Genomic DNA, 26,131 nt, shown 5'->3' on the forward strand with positions numbered 1-26,131 from the left:
CGTACTATTCCAAGACTTGTAGTGTCAGTCTCGGTACTGCCGTGGAGCACTGAGTACCGGATAAGCCGCGCGCCTCAGTACCTTGATCCGCCGTCGTTACCGGGGGTGTCGCAACTCGCGGCGAGGCCATGGAAAGCCAGCCCGGCCAGAAAGTTCCTGACTTGCTGGGCCACGGAAGGTTCATCTGCTCCCGAGTAGGCGCTTGCCAGCTCCATGAGAATGTCGGTTTCAGTACGTGTTCCGTCAATGAGTTCCCAAATCGCGGCCGCCGACCCCTGAAGGACGAGGGGGAAACCGAGTTCCACATTCAGCACCACCACGCGCTCTTCACCCAAGGCCGGAACTTCAGCCACGGCTTCTGCCCTGTGCCAGAACTGATTTACGTCATGGCATCCGTGGTGCTGCTGGGATTGTTCTCCGTATTCACCCCCCAATTTGTCCGTAGTTGGTGAGGGCCCCCCGCGGCCTTTGAGCATTTGCTGTACGGGCGAAGGCGCCTGACCTGCGGTAGAGCTGGCCAAGCTCTGGTAAACGTCTTCAAGCTGACTGGTGACCGCGTACATGGAGAATCGTTCCCTGGCCAGTCCGACGGCGGCTGCGGCCGCCGATGCTCTTAGCCCCGGCTCTTCGACAAAGCGGCGCATGGCTGCGGAGAGTGCCTCGACGCTTGAGTCCGAGACGATCCCCGCCCCTGACTCAGCAATGAACGGGGCGAGCCCGCAGCTGTCTGTCACGATGACGGGGACACCCACGGACATGGCTTCAAGGACGCTCATGGGAAACGGCTCGTTGACGGAGGGCAGCACATACACGGATGCTTTCCGCATACGGTCAAGCGTGCTGCCGGGCTGCAGCGGCCCTTCAATCCGGATCCAGTCTGAGGTCCCGGTATCCAGAATTTGTTGCCGCACTTTGGACTCTTCGCCTTCGTCCGGCCCCACTAAAGCCACTTCTATTTGCTTGTCAATGGTCTTGGCCAGCATGGCGGCCGCATCGACCAGCACCGTGGGCCGTTTTCGACTATGCAGCCGGGCCAGGTAGAGAAATTGAAAGGAACTATTCGCTGTATTCACTACGAAGCACCGTTCATCGCGACGTCGGCCTGAGGCACTCCGTTGACGAGCCGTTCGAGGGTTTGGTGACCGTCACCTAGAAGTTCTCCCAAGGATTTCTGTTCCTCGGGCGTCAGCCAAAAGCACCGTTGGCTGGCGCGCAGCACACGAAGGGTAAGCAGCCGGTCCAGGATCTTCGCCAGCTTCTTGTCGGATTCGTCGATCATGCCGTGTGTTTGGACCACGAAGGGTGTTCGCCGGATCAGGCAGAGGAGGGCAGCCGGAAGCATCACCAAGTCACGTGCCAGGTGAAGATGGACAACATCTGCACCTTTGAGTGCCCACCATAGGGACGGCAGCATTGTCGGTGCGCAGAGCCCGGCGAACCCGGTGCGGGGGACAATCTGGAGGGCCTTGAAAAGTCGGGTCCTTACGCCTGGACCAAAGTACGAAGGGTCCACATGCCCGCGTGCACCAGCGAATACCTGCACCTGATGACCCCGTTTGGAAAGCTCTGCCGACTGGTTTTGAGCCACCCGAACGGGCCCGCCGTATGCTCCGTCCGGACTGACCAGCGTTACTACCTGCACAATTTTCATGGGGTGTGACTCCTGCCCCTACCGGACACCAACAACGTTCGCTTGATCGCCGCGAAGTACCGGTCAACCATGACGCTCTCCCGATGTCGGTCCGCATGGGATATGGCGTCTCGCCGCCGCGCGGCAACGTCCTCCGGATTGCTGAGCAGTGCCCTCAGGTGACCGCTTAACGACGTCGGGTCCAAGGGCGTGAAGCCTATGGCTTGCTGACCGGCGGCATCAGGCAGTCCGCCATGATCCGCATAAACCACCACGCACCCGGCGGCGGCCGCCTCCAGAGCCACGGTTCCGAAAGGCTCGGGCATCCGACTCGGTATAACGACGATGGAATTCTGGTTCAGAATCCGGTTGGCCTCCTCCGGACCCTTGGAGCCAAGGAACTTTACTGCCTTGCCCAAACCGCTCTCTTCGGCGAGGGTCTCCAGTCGTTCACGTTCGGTACCATCACCCACGATTGTCAGTGTGAAGCCGTCGTTCTCGCCTACCAGATCAGCTGCTGCCTGGATGAGGAGGTCCACGCCTTTGTCTTGGCTGAGCCGGCCTAAATACACAATGCCCAACGGAGCGCGCACTTCGCCGTCGAGGACGTTGAAGAACTCATCCCGGTAGCTGTTAGGGATCACTTCAACATCACCTTTGATGTGATCCGCCAAAACCTTACTGTTTGCCACAAGGACATCGGCCCGCTCAATAATTTTGTACTTAGCTGAATACTTCAGCCGCTGAAGGCGGGACAGTTCCTGCCCCGGCATGGTCACCCACATCCTGAGGGTGACCATCCAGGGCTTGCGGATGAGTACCAGAGGCCACCACAGCGATATTGCCGGGTTGTTATGGAATACGACGTCGGCCCTGTTCACCAGCGCTAACAGTCGCCATGGTTTTGGCTTCCGGATGACTTCGTAAGGGAATGTCTTCGTCGGGTGCGCTTCTGGTGTGTTGGTGATGACTGTTACGTCGGCACCATGACGCATGAATCCACGGGCCAGAATGTCGGAAGTAATTTCAACTCCGCCGACACTCGGGTGGAACACGTGGGCCACCACTGCGATTTTCAGTGCTCGTTCGGTCTTGAGCTTAGTGACCACGAACACCACTTCCAATCTGTTGAAAGAATTGCGCTGTCCCGTCGCGAAAAGGCCCCCATCCGGAGGCTCTGGCTATCTCCAGGGCTTTGGCACTCCGCGCTTCAACCAGCCCGGGATCGTCCAGAAAACGGTGAAGTTCAGTAGCAATCTGTTCAGGTGCGAAGCGATCCACTATGGCGCCCGCTCCTAGGGCCACGAGGTCGTCAACACCGCTGCCGGCCGTGACCACCGCGGGCAGACCCTGACTGAGTCCTTCCAAAGCGGCAAGCGAACGACCCTCAACAAGACTCGGTAGCAACAGCACGTGGTGCTTGCGCATTTCCAGGAGAATTTCGCTCCTTGGCATCGTCCCGCGGTAATCCACCGTGCGGAGCATGTCTTCAAGGGCTGGAAAAGTCTCGCCGGGAAGTTGGCCAATGGCCGTGACGTGGACGGCGGAAGAGAGGGCCTTGGCCGCTGACACAACGTCAGCGATCCCTTTCATGCCTACGATGCGGCCCACAAACAAGACCTTTAGCGGACCGCGCCCGTCCCACCTCAAGGGCTTTTGCCCGGGATGGACATCAGGACAGCCATAGGGAATCTCAGTGATGTGGCTGTCAATGCCGGCCGCGCGAAGGCTCTCAGTGACCTGTGCCGACGGTGAGATCAGCCGGGTTGCCAACGCTAGCTCAAGGTCTTCCATGGCATGGACCTTGCTTCTGGATAAGTCCTGACGCGCCGTAACGGCCCATCCCGGTGCGCGGCTTTGAAGCTGACCTGCCCAGCTTCTGGTGGTAGCCCAGTGAACGTGAGGAACTTCCAGAATCGTTTCCATGCCGCGTTCCCTGGCCGCCCCGAACACTCTTGAAGCGAAGGTCGAGTATCCGTAGACGGCCGCAGGCTGATTCAGCCGGCTGAGGGCCTTGATCGCCTTGTTCTCCACCTGCCGTGCGACCCAGTGCGCGGAGAGCGGACCTGATCCTGAGCCAAGCCGTCTCAACGCCGCGGGCTGTGCGCGCAGGAGAAGGTTGCGAACAAGTTCACTGGCCGGTGTGACGTGCAGCTGCTGGCTTCCGATCATGGGAAAAAGCCGGCGTTCAACCAATGACTTTGCGGGCCGGAGCCATGACAAGGCCTCCGACTCTGTCCAACCGATGGAGGTGATGAAGGCAGATAGTTGACGGTGCTCGCTGAGCGCGGTCAGGGTTTGACGGACATTCTCGTTACCGAAGGGGTGCACAAGGACCGTTTCCACATCGGTGGCGGAAGCGTGCTGCGTGGACTCTCTCATGGCGCGTTGACGATGTCGGCGGCGATGGTGGCTATGTCATGGGGCCTGAAGACAGCAGCAATTTGCAGGTCGTTGCGGCCGCCTTCTACGTTTTCGCTGTGCAAGGCCTCTCTTTGCGAACGAGGATACATGGTGAGGTGTTGCCCCGCGGCGGCCACCACCCGCCGTCGATATCCATTGCGGATGGCCAGGGCGTTGAGCCAGATATCGTCGGCACGTGGAGCCACTTCCCGGAAAGCAGTCCCAGCCTCACGTATGGCTGACTGAAGCCTGGGAGGCAAGAGCGCGCCGGCCCCGCCCGTCAGGAAATTGGCGTGGCTGGTTGACCCGGTGGGTGCCGGGGCCCATGAGTTGTAGTCCTCCAGGGCGCATCGCGCCGCATCAGTCCTCATGCGGTGCGCACGATAGGCAGGAATTTCATGGGCATGCCCGGCGGCTCCAAGGAGGCCCTCAAGCCAACGCCGTGGGTACATTAGGTCATCGTCGGCTAAGACGAGGTCCATGCGGTCAGTGGTGAAATCACGACAATAGGGAAAGTACTTCTTGTGAGGTCCGAGGTCCTCGCAGGGAAGAATTTCCAACCCGCGGCGCTGAAGACTCCTGAGCATGGGGTACGTGGCTACCTCGAAATCCGGCTTGTCGACCCACAGAATCATCCGTGCCGGACGTACTGAACCCGCTGCGATGGACTCCAGGGCATGGGCAACGATCCCCAACCGGCGGCCATAGGAGGTCATGCTCACCACAACGTCCGCTGAACCCGTTATCTTGTGCCGGCTGAAACGGTTGCGAAGCCTGAGCATACTGATGAGCCCGGCCTTGTACGCAAGCCGGGGAACTCTCGGCAGGAGACTGTCCAAGGCAAGCTGTGGCCCTGGATTATGAGGAGACGGCATGTACGTTCTTCTTTCCTGTCAGGTGTTTGATCGTGGTGCGGACCAGTTGGAAATCCATCCGCCTGAGTCCGTAGAAGCCCCGCATTGCCATGCCGAAATGCGTCCGTAGCCAGACGATGTTCATGGTGCCGGCGACGACACTGCCGGCCAAAGTGGCCAACGCAGCTCCCATCGCACCGAGGGCGGGTACTGCCGCCAAGAGAGTGGCGGTGTTGAGCAGCGCCCCAATGACCATTCCGAAGCTGCGCAGCCCGGGCCGGCCACGAGCGCTCAGACCGGCGCCCGCGACGGAACCGGTGGTGCCCAAGGACACTGCCGCAAGAATTACCCAACACACCGGTACGGCGTCATTGAAAGCCGTACCGAAAAACGTGGGGATGGCCCAAGGAAGGACCAGGCCGATTGCGACGGCCGCCAACCCAGTGGCTGCCGCCGTCAAGCGTGAAGTCTGTTGCAGACGCCCTCCGTCGTCGCGCTGGTGGGAGTCCTCCGCATCGGAGGAAAAGACGACGTTTCGCACCGCTCCGGAGAGCAGGGCGGGGATCTCACCCAAACTGACCGCCACCGAGTAAAGTCCGAGCTGTGCAGCGTTCCCGAACGGAACCATCAGAAGCTGGTCGAGGCGCAAAAGAACCACACCTGCCAGGGAGCCCACCCACAGACGACTTCCATAGTTGAACAGCCGCACCCTTGCAGCGGTGGCATTTCTCCACCCGCGCCGATACATGATGAGGAACGGCAGAGTCACCAGGCCCTTCAATAGGGGGAAGCCCAGCATCACTATCGTCGCTGCCTGCGGGGTCAAAAGATGTGCTGCTGCCAGGGCGGACAGCGCAACAAGCCGGAGGACCGACAGGGCCAGATCAATCCTTGCCGATAGCCTCCATGCGTGGTTCCCGGCCAGGACACTGTTCGGTATTGAGGCCCAGAAGGTGGGAACGGTCAGGATCGCCGTAAGGAAGATGAGCTGCTCAATCTCCAGGTTTCCATCGGAGAGGAGAGATGCGCTTAGCGCCACAAGGGCCGCTGCTGCCAGCCCTAAGAGTGTGAGAATCCAAAAGGCCCGTCTAACTGCCCTTCGGGCGCCCCGCGCCTGCTTGGCAACATAGAAAGTGAGCGCCTCTGGAATGCCAAGTGCGCCGATTGCCACCGCGAACAGCATGGGAGCCATTCCGGCAGCTAGCTCTCCCCGGCCGGCAACACCGAGGGATTGGGCCAGAATTGGAGCCGTAGCCAGTGACATCAGTGGGGTAATTGCCGAGCCGGCTACCGCATGGAATATCCGGCTTCCATGGCTATCCGTTTGGGTAGCATCCACACTCGACAGAGGGCGTATTCGAATCCTCATCAAGCGGGTACCCGCGTTACTGGAAAACCCGATGATCCACCCGTTGGCCGCAACTCATGAGATGAAGCCCGATGGATGCCGTCCACTGCCGGCAAGGTGCGGGTGGAACGGTAGCTCGCCATGGCAAGCACGAACCAGAAAAGGTGAATGTCGATCGAGTTGCCACCGATTGAGCTGTAGCCGTTGATGGCCACGATGATCAAGGCTGCCGCCGCGGCGCCCGGCCAACTCCCACGGTCCTTGATGTCGATCTGAGCAAAAAGTAGGCAAATCATGAAAATGAAGAACGTTACTGCAGCAAGAGTTCCGAACATGAGAGCCATGATGAAGTAGCCGTTCTCAAGGCTGGAGCCCAGGGTGCCCACGCCCTTGAGGTCCCTAGCTCCCGGGTAGCCGCCAGCAAAAAAGTCCGCCGTATGTTCCCAAAACCAGTCGAACGCGGCCACTCTTAGGGCGGCCGAGCCGTTGTCGTCCTCGAACTTTCGCAGGAGCTTCTCGCCGGCCACCCCCTGGACGCTGACCAGAAGGGCTATGAGGACCACAGCGGCGAAGAGAATGCTTCGGATGACTTTTCGTCCTCCGATGATCACCAGGAAGACGAATCCGGCCACCGTAAGAATGAGGCCCATGCGACCGTAGGCTAGCGGCACAGTCACGAGGAGGACCGCCGCCAACGCAAAGCGCAGCAGCATCGACTTGATCAAGGCAAGGAGCGGCATAGTGGCAGCAAAAAGGACACCAACCTGGATGCCGTGGCCAAAGGTTCCAATAGCGGCGCCAAGCTCGGAGGTCGTCCCGCTCAGCCAGATCCTGGAGAAGTCGCTTTCCCACACCACGGGCCTGCCTGTGGCCACTTGGGCCTGCGAGAGCACGGCTTCCGCCAGTGCCAGTAGCGCAAACGTCAGAAGAAAGGCCTTGCCTGCCCTTGGCAATGAGCGGATCGAATATCGCATAAACACGAAGACGTAATACGGTGCCACCACGATGCCAAGGACGAACATCGCTGTATCCAGCAATCCCGCGCTTCCGGGGTTTCCGACGTCGGTCATCATGACCGCCGCCATGCCACCGATGGTTGCTTGGGGCAAAACCCCTGCAGAACGGATCACCCGCCCAAAGACGCTTGGGGTGAATGCCAACTGGACGAGGATAAAGCAGAGGAAGAGGTACGTCGAAGGGTGCAACCCGGGCATGACTTCGTTTTGAACCACCCCCGGAACCAGGATTCTCGCCACGATCACGGCAACCAGCACGATGTGCATGCGACGCACAAAAACGACGCTGAAAACCAGACCGAAACCCAACCAGACGATCAGCGCAGTCAATGCGGCGCTCCGTCTGCCTTGGCTTTCACGGCGGGCCATGCAGTGCCCGTCGGTGCCAGCAGGCGTGTCCCGGGCTGTAGGTTCTTCACTACCAATGCGCCGGCTCCCACCAGGCACGAAGCGCCGATTTCCACGCCGCGCAGCACTGTTGCGCGGGCTCCTATCCAGCTGCCGTCACCAACCACAATCGGAGCGTTATCGAACTCAAAAGTTGGGGAGTCGTACGAATGGCTGCCGGTGCAAATGAAGACATTTTGCGAGATGCAGCAATCGGAACCAATGGTGACAGGCTCAAGATTGAGGATCCAGGCATCGACTCCGATCCACACGTTGTCACCGATTTTCAGCTTCCACGGCCAATGGATTTTGACTCCATGGCGGACTTTTACACCTTGCCCGACGGAGGCACCAAAAGCCCTGAGGATTCGAACCCGCAATGATGACGGGCACCACCAGGTGCTGAAGACAAGATTTTGAACGGCGAACCAGGCCGCTTGCCAGAGTAGTCCGCGGCCTTTGTGGTAGCCGGCCCCGGTGAACCCGGCCAGATCCATGCGGCTCATCCTTGGTGGAGTTCCAAGGCATAGGCGTGGCCTGCGGTTGATACTGAACATGCCAGCGGCCTCGTCGTGGTGTCCATTTGTCCTCGGCATTCTGTCATTCGGATACCCCTTGATTCTTGCCAGAACGCACACCCCCTAGAGCCGGATGGCCTCACTTTCTCAGTAGTGCGGCGTGCCGCTTATCCACGGTGCAGGGGCAACCAGTCACAGGATGCTGCGCTGTCACCATCCGGTTCCGCTCTCTTGCTTTCCGGGTCCTCCGTGGTGGCGTGTGGCTATTCCGTGTTGGCGCAAAGTCCATCTGCGTATCGGGCAAGGACAGGTCAAAGCGGAGCGAAAACCAGCGTCTTCTTCCTCTACACGCAGATGCTTTCCACTGCCACACCTAATACGGGGAGGACCTCCACGGAGGGTTCGGGTTCTCTAGCGTTCTGCTATCCCCGCGGCGGGCCCCGCCACTGAGAATGGGCTCCCATTGGGGTCTAAGGGGCGCAAACCCCCTTCCACAATCGAGGGGTACCCGATTGAAAGAATGCTGAGGACAAATGGACACCACGACGAGGGCGCCGGCATGTTCACCATCGCTTATTAGCCACGTCCATGCCGTGCAACACCAACCGGTGACTCAAAGCCCGGTTATTCACACTGGCCTGGATATCCCGGCTGAGCCCCAACCCAAGGCCTACGGAAAGGGACGACGCATCGCTTTGATTGCGGGCATCGTCATGGGGCATCTTGTGACCATCTTCGGGCCGTTGCTGCTTGGCCGATGGCCCGTGGCACCCCTGTGACGCGCACATTTTCTCGGCAATGGACATCCGTTCCGGCAATGACTTTCTGCCCGAGCGGGGAGGGCTCATGAAAGCGCTGATTGTGGGTCTGAACTATGCCCCGGAACCCAGCGGAAACGCTCCGTACACCACCAAACTCTCCCAAGGGCTGGCGAGGCGCGGGGTGTCCGTCAAAGTGCTGACAGGCTACCCCCACTACCCCGAATGGAAGATCGCCGACGGCTATACCGGCCTCTCCATGGAAGAGAATTTGGCCGGCGTGCCTGTTAAGCGACTACGGTCCAGCGTCCCTAGACGACCCAACGGACTGAGCCGCCTCCTCATGGAGATTACGTTCGGAGTCCGCACCGTGCTTGAGCGTTGGGACCGCCCGGATGTGGTCCTCGTAGTCAGCCCTGCCCTTTTCTCCGCGGCTTTCGCTATTGTTCGGGCACGCATTTTTCGTGTCCCGGTTGGCATCTGGGTCCAGGACCTCTACAGCAAGGGCATGGAAGAAACGGGCGATTCGCGTTCCCCGCTGGCTTCCATCATGAAGCGCCTCGAAGCCGCGATCTTCAGCTCCGCGGACGGAGTCAGTGTGATTCACGAACGTTTCCGCGATCACGTCGTCAATGACCTGAGGGTGCCCGCCCACCGTGTCCGCGTCATTCGAAACTGGACGCACGTACAACACCACCATTCTTTTGACAGAACGGCCGCCCGCAAACGATTTGGCTGGGCGGCAACGGATTTCGTAGCACTCCACGCGGGCAATATGGGGGTCAAGCAGGGGTTGGAGAACGTCATTGATACCGCGCGCCTGGCTGGACGTAGCGGAAGCGATGTTCGTTTCGTCTTGCTGGGCAACGGTAACCAGCGGCGAACCCTCGAATCCAAAGGTGTGGGCATCGACAGGCTGCAGTTCCTGGAGCCGCTTCCGGACCGCGACTACTCCGAGGCGCTCCGATCCGCCGACGTCCTGCTGGTCAACGAGCGCCCGGGTGTCAAAGAGATGTCAGTGCCGAGCAAGCTGACGAGTTACTTCGTGACCGGTCTTCCGATTATTGCCGCCACTGAAGCAGGCAGCGCAACAGCCCACGAGTTATTGGCCGCAGGGGCCGGGATCCGGGCTGAGTGCGGATCACCCGGAGACCTGGTGGCAGCCATCGAGCGTCTCCGCAAGGACCCTGAAACCGCCAAAGACTTCGGTGCTGCAGGCCGGCAGTACAGCGACAGGGTTCTTACCGAAGAGGTGGCAGTGGAGAGCTACGTCGAGTGGTTGAGCGATCTGGCGTCGCGAAAGCGACTGCGCTGACACGGGATTTACCTCATTTATCTGTACGAAGAGAAGGAAAGACCTTGGCCAAGAAAGCGCTAATAACAGGAATTACGGGGCAGGACGGCTCTTATCTCGCCGAACTCCTGCTCTCTAAAGGCTATGAGGTGCACGGATTGATCCGCCGCTCTTCAACCTTTAATACGTCCCGGATCGACCACCTTTACGTGGATCCGCATAACAGCAAAGCACGCCTCTTCCTCCATTACGGTGACCTTTCCGATGGCGCCCGGCTGGTGACTTTACTGGCTGATATCCGTCCTGACGAGGTCTATAACCTGGGCGCCCAGTCCCATGTGCGGGTTTCTTTCGACGAACCGGAGCACACCGGCAACACCACTGGAATTGGTACAACCCGGCTTCTGGAGGCCGTGCGCATGGCCGGAATCGAAACCCGCTTCTACCAGGCATCCTCGTCCGAGATGTTCGGCGCTACCCCGCCGCCGCAGGACGAGGCCACTCCTTTTTATCCGCGTTCTCCTTATGGCGCGGCCAAGGTTTACAGCTACTGGATGACGAAGAACTACCGGGAAGCTTATGGGATGTTTGCCGTCAACGGCATCCTGTTCAACCATGAATCACCACGCCGTGGAGAGACATTCGTTACGCGCAAAATTACGCGTGCCGTGGCAGCCATCAAGGCAGGTAAACAGTCCGAGTTGTACATGGGCAACCTTCAAGCTGTTCGCGACTGGGGGTACGCCGCGGAGTACGTCGAGGGCATGTGGCGCATGCTTCAGGTAGACGAGCCCGATGACTATGTGCTGGCCACCAATGAGGGCTATACGGTCAAGGACTTTCTTGAGACCGCGTTTGAACATGCTGGTTTGAAATGGGAAGACTACGTTCGCTTTGATGAGCGTTACCTTCGTCCTACAGAGGTTGAAGCACTCATTGGCGACTACTCCAAAGCCAAGGAAAAGTTGGATTGGGAACCGACTGTCAGGACGCCGGAGCTGGCCCGCCTCATGGTGGACGCCGACATTGAAGCTTTGCAGCACGGAGGAAACCCGTGGATCGATGCCGTGGATCTGCAGTCCTGGAAGGCACTCGCCCGATGACGGCCTTTACCCCCGGACGGCTTGATCGATCCTCCCCTTTCTATGTTGCAGGGCATGGAGGCTTGGTGGGATCCGCCCTGTGGCGGAAACTTTCGGCTGAAGGCTTCACGAAGAGGATCGGGCGGACGTCCAAGGAACTGGACCTCAAGGACCGCACTGCCGTATTCGCGTTCTTTGAGAAGGAGAGGCCACGATACGTGGCCTTAGCGGCAGCCAAAGTTGGCGGCATCCTTGCGAACAAGACGTACCCGGTGGATTTCCTCACTGAGAACATTCGGATTCAAGTAAATGTCATGGATGCAGCCCTGGAATATGGGGTGGAACGGCTGCTGTTCTTGGGGTCATCCTGCATCTACCCCAAGCTGGCACCCCAGCCCCTCAAGGAAGAGTACCTACTAACAGGGCCGTTGGAGGAAACCAACGAAGCCTACGCCATAGCCAAAATCTCCGGAATAATGCACGTCCAAGCTGTACGTCGGCAGTACGGTCTACCGTGGATTTCGGCCATGCCCACCAACCTGTACGGTCCTGGAGACAACTTTTCGCCACATGGTTCCCATGTCTTACCGGCCCTTATTCGTCGGATGGACGAGGCCCGGGCTCGGGGCGATGAGTCGGTGACAAACTGGGGAACGGGCGAACCGCGCCGCGAATTTCTTCACGTCGACGATTTGGCTGCTGCCTGCCTGCACCTGCTGGAAAACTACGACGGTCCGGAACACGTCAACGTCGGTGTCGGGGCGGACCTGACCATTAAGGAGCTCGCCGGCTTGGTTGCCGCCGTCGTCGGTTATGAGGGCGCCCTTGAATGGGACGCGACGAAACCCGACGGCACGCCCCGCAAGCTGATGGACGTGGAGAAGCTGGAGGCGCTCGGATGGACCACGGGCATTTCCTTGAAGGATGGGCTCGAGTCCACCTACGCCTGGTTCAACGAGAACCGAAACGGCCTCAGGGACTAGCTTGTGAAGCCGCTTCACGTTCTGCTCGCGGCTATGAGCCCGCCAACCTCGGCAGCACCAGCACCGGTGGAAGTTCTCAGGATCACTGAGTCGATCCTGCTCTCTGCCGCAGTGGTTTCCCATGTCGCGGCGGAATGCAACATCCGGGTGCTGCTCATCAAGGGTCCAGCAGCAACCATGGTGGGGGCACGTCCCGTAAGACCATCCCTGGACTTGGACATTCTGCTCCATCGCTCGGACTTGAAGGCTCTGCTAAAGGCACTTGAGCAACAGGGGTGGGCGGCCAGAATCCCTGAAGTCTCCGAGGCGTTCCCTGATCACTCGACGACGCTCATCAACCCAGGGTGGCCCTCCGACATCGACGTCCACTGGAGGTTCCCCGGGTTTTACGAGGATGAGTCTGAGGTTTTCGAACACCTTTGGGCTGCCAGGCAAAGCATCGAGCTGGGTGGTCGTCCCGCTTGGACGCTTTCGCGCAACGATGCCCTCCTGGTAACCCTCCTGCACGCCTTGCGAAGTCCGGCAAAGGGGGTCCTCCACGACGACGTCGCATTCTGCCTCCAGGAGATAAGGCAGTCCCCGCAGGAGCACTATGACAGGGCACTGGAACTCGGGGCAATAGGACCTCTGGGACCGTTGTTTGCGGAGTTGCCGGAAACGCGGGCCTTTGACCTTGGTGAGCCGCCCTTTGATTGGGTACTTCGGACGACGGCGCAAAGGTCTGCCACTCTCCGTCTCTTCCACCTCATGGAGATTCCGTGGTCCAGGAAGCCGGCAGCGCTGTGGCAGGCCTTGGTTCCCTCCCGGGAGTCCATTAGCTGGCATGACCTGGACCTTCGCGACATGAACCATTGGCAGCAAACCTCGTTCAGGTTTCGCCGACTATGGCGGAGTTTGACCGAGGGCGTCCAGACCCTGCGGGAAGTCCGCGAAATCCGGGCCCGCATCCAGAAATAGGCGGGCCCCACCGCGCGGCCGCCCCCACAGTTTTTGATCATCGTTGTCACTCTGAAAAGCGAGAACTCATGCGAATCACCGTCATAGGCACCGGATATCTGGGTGCCACTCATGCCGCCTGTATGGCCGAACTTGGCTTTGAGGTGCTTGGTCTCGATATTGACCCCGCAAGGGTCGCGTCGCTTTCAGAGGGACTGTTGCCGTTCCATGAACCCGGCCTGCCCGAACTTCTTCGGAAGCATGTGAAGAGCGGACGCCTTCGCTTCACCACTTCTTATCAGGAAGTAGGAGCGTGGGGCGATGTTCACTTCATTGGCGTGGGAACTCCCCAGCGCCCCGGAGAAGGTGCTGCCGACATGTCATTCGTGGATGCGGCAACCATCTCCCTCGCCCGAAACATCACCAGGGACGCCCTCATTGTGGGAAAGTCGACAGTTCCGGTGGGAACCACGAGGCGGCTGAAGGCCCTTGTTCGTGACAACAAACGCCACGGCGTCACATTGAACGTTGCGTGGAATCCGGAATTCCTCAGGGAAGGCTTCGCAGTAGTAGATACTTTGACCCCGGACAGGCTGGTTATTGGTGTGGAATCGCCTGAGGACGAGTCAGTGTTGCGGCAGGTTTATGCGACCGCCCTCGGGGAAGGCGTGCCCTTGATCAGCACCGACTTTGAGACTGCAGAGCTGGTCAAGGTAGCTGCAAATGCTTTCCTCGCTACAAAAATATCCTTCATCAATGCCTTCTCTGAGGTAACAGAGGTCATTGGGGGAGATATTCGAACGCTTGCGGATGCCATTGGCCTCGACGCGCGTATCGGGCGGCGTTTCCTCAATGCCGGCATTGGGTTCGGTGGCGGATGCTTGCCTAAGGACATACGCGCACTTCAGGCACGCGCAGCTGAACTCGGCTTGGATCGAAGCATGCGATTCCTCGACGAGATGGACTGCATCAATTTGAGGCGTCGAGAGCGCGCTGTTGAGTTGGCCCGCGTGATGCTCGGTTCGATTCCGCACAGCAGGATCGCCATTCTTGGTGTTGCGTTCAAGCCCAACAGCGACGACGTCCGGGACTCACCGGCCCTGGACATCGCCAATAGGCTCTTCGACGAGGGTGCGGAGGTATCGATCTATGACCCGGCAGGCAACCTCAACGCCTCCCGGCGATCGCCTCAGCATAATTACGTACCCTCCACAGAAGATGCCGTCAGGAACGCAGATCTTATCCTTCTTCTTACCGAGTGGGACGAGTTCAAAGCCCTGACGCCGGAGGTTCTTTCCGCGCAAACGGGGACACGGAAGATCATTGACGGACGGAACATACTCAAGGTCCGGGAATGGGAAGATTCCGGCTGGTCGCTTGGTTCGCTCGGTCGCCGCTACGAGGCGAACATGGCGACAGAAGACCAACCAAAGCCGCAACTCCACATGAGTTCCGGCCCCTCCGCTTAGAGGCGGCTCTCAATCGATTGCCTCGACGGTGCCGCCGGCCGCACGGTAGCGCGGTACCGTCGGGCTACTGCTGCGCGGCTGGCCTGCGGGGGGATTCCGAGTTTTCGTCGAACCGAGGCCAGTTGGTTACGGAGAGTCGAGTCGGCAATTCCCAGTCGCTTCGCTACTTCAATCCGCGGCAGTTCCTCATCAGTGAGGAAGTAAGCATCGGCCGCCACTTCCTCAGCAGTCGTTAGGGGGACGTGATTTCGGCCGGTGGTGGGATCAAACGGCAAATGTGTTCCGTCGGCGGCGATGCTCCTGACCGCGGCAAGCAGGACGGGCAGCGTGGCTGTTTCCGGTACGTAGCCCCGTACGCCGAGATCCATCAGGCGTAGGACGCGCGAGCTGTGGAGCAGACCGCCGTAGACAAGCACCCTGTAGCTGTCATGGACCAGGTCCACCACATCGGCTTCAAGCTCCGGTAACGTTCCATCAACCACGGCCACGCGACCAGAAGAGACGGCGGGCAACGAGTTAGTGGCCCAATGGATCAGCGCCGTGAACTGCCGGTGCGTACTGACAACAAGTATCTGGGGCAACTCCGTGACTCCTGTCTTGTGGGGCAAGTGAAATAGTGGGGCGCTGAGGAAGGCTCCGGGCCGAAGCCTCAAACTTGGGATGGGTCACTGGCGCCCGATGTCAAGGGCTTGGGTGCATTCCGAATGAGATCTGCCAGTTGTTTTCGAGTGGTGGTATCGGTCTTCCGCAGAGCGTTGGAAATGTGGCTCTCCACAGTCCGGATGCTGATGCCGAATTGCTCCGCGATGTCCTGATTGCTCTGCTGCCCGGCGACGAGGGCAACTTCGATCTCCCTCATGGTCAGGGAAGAGCCGGGAGGCTCGGACCTGAAATCAAACAACGTCCCCACCACACCGAAACGGGCAACGAAATCCTTTGCTGCCCTTCTGATCTGGCTGGCAACAGCAGGCTCCCCGCTGAGCTGGCACCTCTGCTCTGCTCCGCGAAGAAGCATGGACACTTGAAACGTGTCTCCGTCCAAGACGTAGGTGTCCAGTAAATGGCGTAGTCGTGGTAGATCCATCGCTATGGCGGCATCCGCAATGGTTAGGAGCTGGTGGTGTGCTGTCATGGAGCGGTCCTCCAGAATTTTTTGGAGGAGACCCCGGACTCGCGGGCCCGGGAGCAGTCCCAGCGCGAAAAGCCCCGTGTGCATGGCTTCGTAGACATAACCACGGGCAAGTGACTTTTCGATGATGCGGCTGGCTCGCTCGTCGAAGGCTTTGGCGCTCGCGGGGCGGCTTGCGGCGAGGTCGTGCAAACCCGTGCCGAAACCAGGTAGCGCACCAATATCCACTGCGTTGGATCCCGCCGACATCCCCAAGGAAGTCGCTGGCACCGCGTCCCGAAGTGAGGAGAGGCGCAGCATGGCCACGTGCAACGGCTCCACGATAAACCCAGGCTTGCCCAAGGAAAAGGCGCGCCCCATGAGATATTCGGCTTCGTCAAACAGGCCGTGATGAAGAAGGGAAAGCGCTGCGATGTAACTCTGGCTGACGAAGGCTAACTGATCGACATTCTGCAAAGCCCTTTCCCGACACTCGAGAGCCATGACGAGGGCCGATTCTTCGCGGCCGCTGGAGAGCATTGCCATACCGCGGATAAATGACTCGAAAGGCTGGCAGCCATGTGCTCCCTCGGCGGAGTCCATAGCGCTCTGCGCCCTCTGTGGGTTGAGCTCATAGAGCTCCAGCATTCCCTTGATTATGGGGAGAATGTCGCTTTGTGGTCCGCGCCTGGGGGGATCACCTATAACCTCGTCCCGATCGCCGGGGATGCCGCTCTGTGATGCGTGAAGGAGTGCGATGACCCCTTCGGCTTCATGCCGCAGGCCCGGTTCTTTGGAAGACAGAGCCTGCATTGTCCCGATTGCGCCGGGCAGGTTCTTCTCGTGTGAGAACTGCCACCAAGCCAAAGACATACTGAACAAAAAGAGCTCTGGTAATTCACCGCCGTCGGAGTCGGTTTGGAGCAAAACTTCCTGGATTCGATGCGGGTTGGCAGGCGCTCCCCAATAGAATTTGAGGATCGCGACAGCATTGGCCAGGCTGCGATCACGTTGCCAGTTTTGGTAGCACAACTCTTCAAAGGCGTCGCGCCGCTGCTGGAAGTATCGCGTGGCGGCCGCGTGGTTGCTGCCCATTTCTCCGCGCACCTTGGAAATCGAAGCCGACAACATGTCATCTGTGGCTGCCGGAGTGGGTAGATCGCCTGGCCCTGCAATGACGTGATCAGTGACTGCGCTCTGGAGAATTCTCCGCGAGCTTAGCGTGTGGGCACGAAGGTAGTCATCCACTATCGGCGGAAAGACAGCAGCAAGTAGGGTTTCTTCCGGGCCTTGAATCACAGAGATCAACCCGTTGTATTCGAGGTTATCGAGGATGTCCTCACCCACAGTTGCCACCAATCGGTCAACAGGGCTGGGACCCAGAAGCGACAACTTGTTCAGAGCCCGGACTTCCTCCGGCCGCAGACCCTGGAGCAAGGCTTCCACGGTTCCGTTGAGATGTTCGTTCATCAGTTTGGGGCTGTTCATGCACCACTGACCGTCCTTGAGAAGGATGCGCCCGCTGAGGGCCGAGGTCTGGAGGATGCGAACCGCCAACCGCAAATTGCCGCCGGATTTGGTCAGAACAGTCGCAACTACATTCACTTCCGCCGGATGCCCAAGGGTTTCGGTGATGAGTTTGCTGATTTGGTCGTATTCCAGAGGTGCCAGGGCGACGGTGGCTTCGGGAATGCTCCCCAAATAGCCGGAGGTTCTGGGCTGAAAGGGTCGATCATTCATGGTGGTAATCAGCGGGACATTGCTCCTTCTTCGCAGCACGTCCACTACTGCCAACGACTCGCGGTCCAGGTTCTCGAGATCGTCGATCGCTATCAGGTGCGCCCCGGACCTGGCCATCTGGACCGAGAGAAGGTCCACGATGCCGAGAATTCCGATTGTCCTGGAACGAAGATCCAAGCCCAGGGAAAGTACGCCGGCAAAAGGCACGGCAGCAAGCGCTGGAGCAGCGAACATGGTGTAAACAGTGGCGCCGTCTTCCTCCAGTTTCGCAACGACTCTCTTAAGGAGACTGGTTCGGCCACTGCCGGGTGCCCCGACGATTCTCACACCCAGACCTTTGGCAACGTAGTCCAGGACACATTTCATCTTCCGTGTATGCAACTGCTGACCCCTTATGGAGGCGGCTGTTCGACCACGTGACGCCGCCAAAAAGCCGTGCCTCTACTTGACAACTTCCAAGTGGGCCAAGGACTTGATTCGTGTCGAGGAACGGTTGGGGCCTTAGTACATTTGCACGGCAGTCATAGGCACGACGAAGGCGCCCCGGTACTTAGGCCTTGGCATTGGGGGAGAAGGAATGCCTGCCCTAGCTTCCAGCGCGGTTCTGCAGATGGTCCGGCAGCCGGTTTCCCGGGGCCCGGCCACGGATTTCCAGCAGTTCGCGGGCATGTGCATGCAACTTCTTGTCCTCGTCAGACACTGGTTCCCAGGCGGGGACGGGAACGGCCGTCCCCGTTTCGTCGCGCGCCACCATCACCGTGAGGCAATAGGTGGTGAGGTTCATGACCTTGGTTTTAGGGTCACCCGAGCGGACGTGAACCGCGATGTGCATACCCTTGGCGCCGGTGTAGACGAGGCGTGCCTCCACTTCTACGACGTGTCCGATCAGCAAGGGCCGGTAGAAGCGGACACCGCCGGAGAACACCGCCACGGTGTCCATGCCGCAGTAGCGGGAGGCGCACACGTAGGCGGCTTCGTCGATCCACTTCATCACGATGCCACCGTGGACCTTGCCGCCCCAGTTCACATCAGTGGGGGACGCCATGAACCGTAGGACGACGCGCTCGGCGGTCCCGGCGTCGGTATATTCCTGGGCGTTCATCGCGTTGACGATCTGTTCACGGACCTCAATGCGGGCCAGGGCGTGATCGCGCTGCTCGATCTCCGCAGCCGTTGACGGTTCATATTGCGGGACGGGAATCGGCTTGCCGTCCGGACCGACGGCAACGAAGATGACCATGCACTGGCTGTGCATGGTCTCCGGGCCGCCTTTGGGATCCCGTGAGCTGACAACGGTGTGAATGTGCATGGAGGAGCGCCCGGTGTAAACGATGGTGGAGGTTACTTCCACCATGTCGCCGCTGTTGACCGGATCCGTGAAGTGGATATTTCCCACGTAAGCCGTAACGCAATAGGCCTTGGCCCAGCCAACGGCTGCCGCGTACGCTGCTTTGTCCACCCACTCAAGGACGGTGCCGGCGTCGACGGACCCGCTGTGTCCGACGTCCATGGGAGCCGCGAGGAAGCGGAGGGTCACTGAGTTGGCGGCGTCATCGCTCATGCTTGGAATCTTACTGTCGCCAGGTTTCTGTTACGTGACGAAGTCCAAAGGCGGCGGTGTGCCTACCCGCGCTGGATGCCGAGGGTGGCGATGAGATCCTCATGGAGTTCGAACCAGACCCGGTGGAAGGAGTCGCGGTCGGTGGCCGTGAGCCACGCTGTGTCCTGGACAGCGAGCTTGAGTGCGCGCAACAGACGCTGGGAGTAGCCCTCAAAGCGAGGAAGCACGCCGGATAACTGCGCTTCGAGTGGACGCCACGACGCCAAGGCGCCTATCAGGACATCCATGGCCTCTTCACCGGGCGACGTTTGCAGTTGGACGGCGCTGCAGGCCTCCACGACGCCGGTGTTGATGTCCGCGAAATCGGCGTGGACAGCCATCACCGCGTCCCGTGCGCGCGCACGGTCCAGTTCCTCCGCCAGCAACCGCTCGTTTTCGCTTCTCCCGAGATTGGACAACGACCAACCGCTGACCCCAGCGAAAGTACTGTGCGAAACGAAGCCGTTCACCCCGGCGTCGATGAGCTGGAACTCCACCACCGCGGGGTCTTGCGAGAAGCGGGCCGCCACCGACTGTGTGTCAGCGAAACCAAGGAGGCGGACAGCGTGCAAGGTGAGGTGCGTCATTTTCCGTCCATCAGGCTGACTGTCCCCTGGGCTCCGTCGATGGCCAACGGTTCTCCATCGGCAAGCAGGTCCAGCGCATCCCGGACGCCCAGTACGGCAGGTATCCCAAACTCCCGGGCGACGATCGCAGCGTGTGACAACATTCCGCCGGTTTCCGTGACCACCGCTGATGCCATTCCGAAGAGAGGCGTCCAGGCGGGGTCGGTGGTGCGGCACACCAGAACATCGCCGGACTGGAAGCGGCCGAACTCGTCGGGACCGTGGATGAGCCGGGCAGCGCCGAGGGCTCTACCAGTGCTGGCGCCGACTCCGGTAAGAATGGTCATCATTTGGCTATTTCTACCACTGAAAAGCATTTATCGACGATAAGCACTGCCCCGGCACCAGCAGGCGCCGGGGCAGTGCCCATCTCAGTAAAAGGACTCACTGACCTCCCGTATATGCAATATTCGGCATAGAAGGAGCGTCCATGCCCACACCGATATAGAAGCCCGGATGCGGCGGCTGGTTGTAAGCGATATTCTCGCGGGCAACCGAGAGCCGGTACACAGGATCGTGCATCAGGGTGCGGAGCCGGACGTCGGTACCAGACGTGGTGGTGTAGATCCGAAGTTCCGTGCTGTCCGCAGAACGCCAGGCAATTTCTTCCCGCCAATCGCCCAGCAGATCGGCCTGGATAGCCGGGGTGCCCTTGGTGCTGTTGTTGGTCCGCGCGCCGGTGGCCGTCAGCAGGCGATCGCTGTTTTGGGTGTTCCAGTTCCACTTGCTGATGCTCGGGGTGCCGCTGGTGCTTGCGACGTCCCAGTCGTGGTCCACGATTTCCCGGAGCAGATCGCCGTCCCACCACGCCAGGAAGTTGGCCGCCGGGATACTGGTGGAAATCAGCTCACCCTTGGCCGAGCGCAGTTCGCCTACCGGGGAGTTCCACGCAGCGTCGCCGCCGACCGCCCACCCTTCAGCACCCAGGTAGCGCGGGTCGATATCTCCGGAGGCTCCACGGCCGGTATCCCTGGCCGCGGGGATGCTCCAGAGCACTTCACCCGTGGCGGAGTCGCGGAAGGTGGCTCCAAGGTTCCCGCTGGATGCCATGTCTTCGTGGACTGCAAAGGTTTCCAGGCCCGGACGGGATGGATCCAGGTCGCTGGTGTGGATGGCATCTCCATGGCCCAGGCCCGTGGTGTAGAGCGGCTGGCCATTGTCATCGATGGTCATGGAGCCGAAGATGAACTCGTCCTTGCCATCGGCATCCACATCAGCCACGGACAGGTTGTGGTTGCCCATACTCCGGTACTGATCGCCGGAAACGTTGGAGTCGAACACCCAGCGCTTCACGATTTTGCCGCCCACCAGGTCGTAGGTGGCCAGGACTGCGCGGGTGTAGTAACCGCGGCTGAACATCATGGACGGGTGCTCGCCGTCGAGGTAGGCGACGGCGCCCAGGAAGCGGTCCACGCGGTTGCCGTACGTGTCACCCCAGGCGCCCACGTCACCGCGCGGCGGGTCATACGCCACGGTGTCCATGATGGTGCCCGTCTGCCCATGGAAGACCGTCAGGAATTCCGGACCGGTAAGGACGTAACCGCTGCTGTTCCGGTGATCTGCGTTGGCATTGCCGATCACGGTACCAGCAGCGTCCCGGGTCCCGTCGGCGGTCTTCATGGCCACTTCAGCCTTGCCGTCGCCGTCGAAGTCGTAGGCCAGGAGTTGGGTGTAGTGCGCGCCGGCACGGATGTTCTGGCCGAGGTTGATGCGCCAGAGCTTGGTGCCATCCATGGTGTAGGCGTCCACGTAAACGGTGCCCGTGTACCCGGCCTGCGAGTTGTCCTTGGAGTTGGACGGAGACCACATTTGGATGATCTCGTACCGGCCGTCACCGTCAAGGTCGGCAACTGTGGCGTCACCGGCCGAGTAGCTGTAAGGCTGCCCGTCCTTGGTGTAATCGTCGGCTGGCTTATCCAGTTTGATGGCCAGGTAGTCCTGCGCCAGGGGGCTGAATTCCTTGGTCTCCTTTTCGCCGCTGTTTCCACCGCCGGCTACTTTGATCACGTACTTCGAGGCCGCGGTTCCGGTGGTGTCCAGGTAACTGGTGCTGTTGGTGACGGGTGAGGACGTGATCTTCTTGCCGTCACGGAAAACGTCGAAGCCGATCTTGTCTTCATCGAGGCCGAGCATGCGCCAGCCGATCCGGATGCCCTCCGCCGTGGGTATCGCGACAGGTGCCCGGTCCAGCTTCTCCATCTGGCGGTCCAGAACCACCACGTCGTCGGTGCCGACGGTTTCAGACGGAGCCGATTCCCCGCCGGCGTTCAGGGCCGTCACCCGGTAGTAGTACTTGATGGTGGTCAGGACGGTGGTGTCGGTGAACTTCTTGTCGTCGGCTTTACCTACGTAGGTGAATGCCCCGTCAGCTGCCGTCGAGCGATAGACGAGGTACGCCGTCGAGCCCTTAACCTCGCCCCACTGAAGCGAAACGCTGGTCTTTTCCACCTTCTTGGTTTTCAGCTTCCCCGGTGCGGCGGGCGCTGCAGTTCCGGGGTCGATCAGCGGTACGTCCAAAGTGTTGGACGGGACGGACTCCAGGCCTGTGCGGTCTAGGGCAGTGACGTAGTACTTGTAGGGCAGTCCCGCTGTGGCGGTGGTGTCCGAAAACGCGGGGTCGGCGACGTTCTCTGCAATCAGCTGCGCGGACGTCTCGAAGGGTGCCTGACGGAAGACGCGGTAGCTGGCGGCGTCGCCAACAGCATCCCAGGAAAGTCCGACGACGGGCGGCTGGGCGGCTGCGTCAACGGACGTGGTTTTGAGGTTAGTGGGGCCAACCAGCAGCGGGGTTACTTCGAGCCCGTTGAGGCGCTGGCCGGAACCACTGATGCTCAGGTTGAGTTGACCGTCGGTTACCAGGACCTCGTTGATGACCTTGGTGGCGGACGCGGCTTTGCCGGAGGTGACGGTGCCGAAGCCCTTGCCTTCCACGGCGATGTCAGTCCGCGTGGAGCCGATCCAGTCGCTGTGGTACGTCTTCAGGGCGTACGTGCCGTTGGGGACGTCCAGCTGAAATTCGAAGCTGGCGCCGCTGAGGACGAAGTCCCGGAGCAGGTTGGTGGTGGTTGCGCCGCGGTCGCGATCGCTGAGGACCGTGATGTCCTTGAAGCCATAACCGCGCTCGGCAGAGTACGCCATGGTGCGGTTGACCTCGGTGTAACCGGCCTCCACCGGCGCGCCGACTGGTCCGAAGTCGAACTTGTACGTGGCCTGCTTGGTGGTCAAGGCCAACGCATCGCTGTACTCGGACAGTCCTTTGCCGTTCATTGCTGCCACGCGGACGGTGTAGGCGGTGCCTTCGGCGAGGCCGTTCAGGTTGGTGGTGGGAATGGTGGAGGTGGTGGCCAGCTTGTAGGCGCTGTCCGGTTCAGTGGACAGTTTGCGGTAGATCTTGTAAATGTCCGCTCCCTCTACCTGCTGCCATTTGAGCAGGGCGCCGGCGTTGGAGACGCTGCCGGCAACCAGGCCTTGCGGCTTGGCAGGAACGTTCGACGGCGGCGTGACCTCCTGGACGCGCGACGCCAGCGGAACGTTGAGCTGCTTCATGCCGCCGGCGAGCAGGCGGGCAATCTGGATGGCGCCGTATTCCTGGAAGTGGGTGTCGTCAGCGGTGCCGCTCGGACGCCCGGGGTACACACCGGCGTCGACATGGAGGAAGACCGACTTGGCTTCTTCCGGTCCGATTTGGTCGTAGTAGCCGCGGCTGAGGGCGGACAGATCCACCAGTGCCACGTTCTCTTCTGCCGCGAGTTCCTTCATCTTGTCCACGTACTCCGGGAAGCTGACGCGGAACTTGCCGGTGGCGGCGTCGAAGTCCCGGCGCCCCACTGGGGTCACCAGGATGGGGGTGGCGCCACGTTGGCGGGCACCGTTGACGTAAGTGCGCAGGTATTCCTTGTAGTCTGCCGGGGACGCGTAGCGGTCGTCGACGCCGATGGTTGCGTCATTGTGGCCGAACTGGACCATGAGGTAATCGCCGGGGTTGATGACGCGGAGGATCTCGTCAAGGCGGCCCTGGCTGATGAAGTTCTTGGAGCTACGGCCGCCGATCGCGTGGTTGTATACGGGGACTTTGTCGTCCAGGTAGCGGTCGATCATTTGGCCCCACCCCGCCTGGGGTGCGTAGCCGGGGTCGTACGTCTGCACGGTGGAGTCGCCGGCCAAATAAACACCCGGGTCCGTTGTTGCCGTGCGGGGAGCGCGGGCTGCGATGACCAGCGAGTTGATCTTGGCGGCGGTTCCGGTGATGTCCAGATTGAGTTGACCGTCCACCAAGGAGATGGGGAATTCCATTTCCAGGAACTGGCCGGCCGGCTTGTCGGTGGCCTGCACTTTGGCCATTTTCTCGGCAGTGATAGCGATGTTGGTGGCTTCCGCTGCGTCGCCTGCAATGAGCTTCACGGTGTAGTCGCCATTGGGAAGGTCTACCTGGAAGGAGCTTCCATGGGCTTGGACGAAGTCGCTGCGCAAGGCGTCTGGGGTGCCCCTGTCAGTCCCGGAGGTGACGGCGGTGTCCGTGAAACCGAACTTCGTGGTGGGGCTATAGGCGCTGCCTGCGTTCACTTGCGTGTATCCGTCGGCCACGGCGCCGGGGCCAAAGTCGAACTTGAACCCGCTTCCGGCTGGGGGGAGCGGCGTTTGGGCATGCGCTGCAGGGAGCCCTGTAAAGGCGAGGGCAGCCGAGGCGACGGCGGCAGTCAGGGCGGTTGCGCCTGTTCTGACCGCGCGTTGAGGGGGGTGTTTCACCGAACATCTCCTTTGATGACGCGTGGGGGTGAGTACCGGCCACACTGTCGGACTTTGTATCGTTTCATCAACCCGGGAGGCGCATCCATGGTGGTGTGGCGGAGGGGAGGCCGCCGGCTGAGGGATGAGAGTGGAGCAGCTGGAAAACGCTTGCCCGGTGGGACATGTTTACCAGTGTTTGAAATCACGAGTCAAGGAATTGACGGGAGTATTTGTTGTTTTGTGTTCATTGTCGTGAAGTGTGACAGCGTCACCCCAGCATCGATTTGCTCTATAAATGAGAATCAATATCATTAACTCATGCCTCATCACCCCACCTTCATGTCCCCTGTCCTAGCCCCGCGCAACCGCCGCCTCCGCGCCCTGCCGATCGCCGCCGTCGGACTTTCTGCTCTGTTGCTGGCGTCCTGCGCCACTCCCGGCGGCTCGGTGGGCAAGGCGGTCGATGCAACGCCCTCGGCCGCCTCCACTCCCAGTGCGAAGGAGGCCGGCGCCCCCACTCCGCGGCTCGTCTATACCCACGACGCCGGCATTGCGGTACTGGACGCGGCCTCGCTTGAGCAGGTGGGAAGTGCGGAAATGTCCGGTTTCAATCGCCTGAATCCGGCCGGCGACGGCCGACACGTCTTCGTGTCCACCGGCGACTCCTTCCGCCTCTTCGACGCCGGCGCCTGGACCGAGCCGCATGGAGATCACAGCCACCACTACGTAGCTGAGCCCACGTTGACTGAGTTGGCTTTTGCGGCGGACAAGGCCGGTCACGTGGTACTGCATGGCGGCAAGACCGTGCTGTTCAACGATGGTTCCGGCAAGGTGGAGAGCTTCGAAACATCCGCGCTGGCCGCTGCCGTGGAGGATGGAAAGCTTCCTTCGACCGACGTCTACACCACGCCCGAGGCCCATCACGGTGTGGCAGTGGAGCTCGAAGACGGCAAGTTGCTGGTGACCCTCGGCAATGAGGAGGGCCGTTCCGGAATCGCCGTCCTCTCCGAAGGCAAAGGCCAGGACCGCAAGGAAGTACTGCGCAACGAAGAATGCCCCGGCGTTCACGGCGAGGCAGTAGCCGCAGGCGAGGCCGTAGTGGTCGGATGCGAAAACGGAATGCTGATTTACAAGGACGGCGCCATCACCAAGGTGGCCAGCCCTGACGCCTACGGGCGGATGGGGAACCAGGCGGGTTCAGAAAAGTCGCCCGTCATTCTCGGTGACTACAAAGTGGATAAGGCCGCCGAGCTCGAGCGGCCTACCCGGATCTCGCTGGTCAACACCGAAGCCGCCACGTTGAAGCTGGTGGACACCGGGGCCAGCTACTCCTTCCGTTCGTTGGGTCGCGGACCTTCGGGTGAAGCGCTGGTGCTCGGCACTGACGGTGGATTGCGCGTTATTGATCCAATCTCCGGCGAGATCACGTCCACCATTCCCGTTGTCGGCGCGTGGGAAGAGTCCACCACGTGGCAGGACCCGCGGCCCACGCTCTTCGTTCAAGGCTCGACGGCGTTCGTCACCGAACCGGCCACCAGCACCATTCACGCGGTGGACCTGAAGGCGGGCAAAGTGAAGAAGTCGGCCCAGCTGGAGCATGTGCCGAACGAGCTGACGGGCGTCAAGGGCTAGAACTGCGGCCGTATGGTTT

The 26,131-nt window shown here is 60.5% G+C and carries 21 protein-coding genes; 7 read left to right on the plus strand and 14 right to left on the minus strand.

Annotated features, from left to right (window positions below; all coding sequences use genetic code 11):
- Positions 1–74 precede the first annotated feature (74 nt).
- From EU811_RS04820 to EU811_RS04855, 8 genes are read right to left on the minus strand one after another with little or no spacing between them, the layout of a single operon-like run.
- Positions 75–1,073 (minus strand): PqqD family peptide modification chaperone, encoded by a 999-nt coding sequence (locus EU811_RS04820; protein ID WP_142937361.1) that lies wholly within the window; start codon positions 1,071–1,073, stop codon positions 75–77.
- Positions 1,073–1,651, minus strand: a complete 579-nt coding sequence (locus tag EU811_RS04825; RefSeq protein WP_142937362.1) for a glycosyltransferase — start codon at positions 1,649–1,651, stop codon at positions 1,073–1,075. Before EU811_RS04825 ends, EU811_RS04820 begins: the two co-directional genes overlap by 1 nt.
- On the minus strand, positions 1,648–2,745 hold the full coding sequence (locus EU811_RS04830; protein WP_142937363.1) for a glycosyltransferase family 4 protein: 1,098 nt from the start codon (positions 2,743–2,745) through the stop codon (positions 1,648–1,650). The genes EU811_RS04825 and EU811_RS04830 overlap by 4 nt, the downstream gene beginning before the upstream one ends.
- On the minus strand, positions 2,729–4,012 hold the full coding sequence (locus EU811_RS04835) for a glycosyltransferase family 4 protein (RefSeq protein WP_142937364.1): 1,284 nt from the start codon (positions 4,010–4,012) through the stop codon (positions 2,729–2,731). The genes EU811_RS04830 and EU811_RS04835 overlap by 17 nt, the downstream gene beginning before the upstream one ends.
- Positions 4,009–4,908 carry a hypothetical protein gene (locus tag EU811_RS04840; RefSeq protein WP_142937365.1) on the minus strand — a complete coding sequence of 300 codons (900 nt, stop codon included), beginning with the start codon at positions 4,906–4,908 and terminating at the stop codon, positions 4,009–4,011. Before EU811_RS04840 ends, EU811_RS04835 begins: the two co-directional genes overlap by 4 nt.
- Positions 4,892–6,256 (minus strand): lipopolysaccharide biosynthesis protein, encoded by a 1,365-nt coding sequence (locus tag EU811_RS04845; RefSeq protein ID WP_142937366.1) that lies wholly within the window; start codon positions 6,254–6,256, stop codon positions 4,892–4,894. Before EU811_RS04845 ends, EU811_RS04840 begins: the two co-directional genes overlap by 17 nt.
- The gene (locus tag EU811_RS04850; RefSeq protein WP_142937367.1) at positions 6,256–7,581 is read right to left on the minus strand and encodes a hypothetical protein; all 1,326 of its coding nucleotides are present in this window, start codon (positions 7,579–7,581) and stop codon (positions 6,256–6,258) included. The genes EU811_RS04845 and EU811_RS04850 overlap by 1 nt, the downstream gene beginning before the upstream one ends.
- Entirely contained in the window at positions 7,578–8,135 is a 558-nt protein-coding gene (locus EU811_RS04855) for a DapH/DapD/GlmU-related protein (protein ID WP_223941280.1), read from the minus strand. Before EU811_RS04855 ends, EU811_RS04850 begins: the two co-directional genes overlap by 4 nt.
- 629 nt (positions 8,136–8,764) lie before the next feature.
- Here EU811_RS04855 and EU811_RS23490 point away from each other — a divergent pair.
- The 6 genes from EU811_RS23490 to EU811_RS04880 all read left to right on the plus strand — a co-directional run bounded on the left by EU811_RS23490 (position 8,765) and on the right by EU811_RS04880 (position 14,678).
- Entirely contained in the window at positions 8,765–8,935 is a 171-nt protein-coding gene (locus EU811_RS23490; protein WP_160147622.1) for a hypothetical protein, read from the plus strand.
- Positions 8,936–9,002: 67 nt separating this feature from the next.
- Positions 9,003–10,229, plus strand: coding sequence for a glycosyltransferase family 4 protein (locus EU811_RS04860; protein ID WP_142937369.1), 1,227 nt, complete (start codon positions 9,003–9,005; stop codon positions 10,227–10,229).
- A 44-nt stretch (positions 10,230–10,273) separates the two neighbouring features.
- Positions 10,274–11,311: a GDP-mannose 4,6-dehydratase gene (gmd, locus tag EU811_RS04865; RefSeq protein WP_142937370.1), complete on the plus strand. Its 1,038-nt coding sequence runs from the start codon at positions 10,274–10,276 to the stop codon at positions 11,309–11,311.
- Positions 11,308–12,273, plus strand: coding sequence for a GDP-L-fucose synthase family protein (locus tag EU811_RS04870; RefSeq protein ID WP_142937371.1), 966 nt, complete (start codon positions 11,308–11,310; stop codon positions 12,271–12,273). Before gmd ends, EU811_RS04870 begins: the two co-directional genes overlap by 4 nt.
- A 33-nt stretch (positions 12,274–12,306) precedes the next feature.
- Positions 12,307–13,230, plus strand: a complete 924-nt coding sequence (locus EU811_RS04875; protein ID WP_142937372.1) for a nucleotidyltransferase family protein — start codon at positions 12,307–12,309, stop codon at positions 13,228–13,230.
- Positions 13,231–13,298: 68 nt separating this feature from the next.
- Entirely contained in the window at positions 13,299–14,678 is a 1,380-nt protein-coding gene (locus tag EU811_RS04880; protein ID WP_142937373.1) for a UDP-glucose dehydrogenase family protein, read from the plus strand.
- Here the strand turns inward: EU811_RS04880 and EU811_RS04885 are convergent.
- The 6 genes from EU811_RS04885 to EU811_RS24545 all read right to left on the minus strand — a co-directional run bounded on the left by EU811_RS04885 (position 14,675) and on the right by EU811_RS24545 (position 24,498).
- Positions 14,675–15,259, minus strand: a complete 585-nt coding sequence (locus tag EU811_RS04885; RefSeq protein WP_142937374.1) for a helix-turn-helix transcriptional regulator — start codon at positions 15,257–15,259, stop codon at positions 14,675–14,677. The two genes, EU811_RS04880 and EU811_RS04885, sit on opposite strands and share 4 nt — an antisense overlap.
- Positions 15,260–15,327: 68 nt before the next feature.
- Positions 15,328–17,892, minus strand: coding sequence for a LuxR C-terminal-related transcriptional regulator (locus EU811_RS04890; protein ID WP_238703296.1), 2,565 nt, complete (start codon positions 17,890–17,892; stop codon positions 15,328–15,330).
- A gap of 220 nt (positions 17,893–18,112) precedes the next feature.
- Positions 18,113–19,087 (minus strand): acyl-CoA thioesterase, encoded by a 975-nt coding sequence (locus EU811_RS04895; protein WP_142937376.1) that lies wholly within the window; start codon positions 19,085–19,087, stop codon positions 18,113–18,115.
- Positions 19,088–19,149: 62 nt separating this feature from the next.
- Positions 19,150–19,713: a hypothetical protein gene (locus EU811_RS04900; RefSeq protein ID WP_142937377.1), complete on the minus strand. Its 564-nt coding sequence runs from the start codon at positions 19,711–19,713 to the stop codon at positions 19,150–19,152.
- Positions 19,710–20,042, minus strand: coding sequence for a PEP-utilizing enzyme (locus EU811_RS04905; RefSeq protein ID WP_142937378.1), 333 nt, complete (start codon positions 20,040–20,042; stop codon positions 19,710–19,712). The genes EU811_RS04900 and EU811_RS04905 overlap by 4 nt, the downstream gene beginning before the upstream one ends.
- A 94-nt stretch (positions 20,043–20,136) precedes the next feature.
- Positions 20,137–24,498: a rhamnogalacturonan lyase family protein gene (locus EU811_RS24545; RefSeq protein WP_142937379.1), complete on the minus strand. Its 4,362-nt coding sequence runs from the start codon at positions 24,496–24,498 to the stop codon at positions 20,137–20,139.
- A gap of 300 nt (positions 24,499–24,798) precedes the next feature.
- On the opposite strand from EU811_RS24545, the gene aztD reads away from it, so the two are divergent.
- Positions 24,799–26,112: a zinc metallochaperone AztD gene (gene aztD, locus EU811_RS04915; protein WP_187697080.1), complete on the plus strand. Its 1,314-nt coding sequence runs from the start codon at positions 24,799–24,801 to the stop codon at positions 26,110–26,112.
- Positions 26,113–26,131: the final 19 nt, after the last annotated feature.

It is taken from the genome of Arthrobacter sp. TS-15 (assembly GCF_006964045.1).
Lineage (GTDB): Bacteria > Actinomycetota > Actinomycetes > Actinomycetales > Micrococcaceae > Arthrobacter.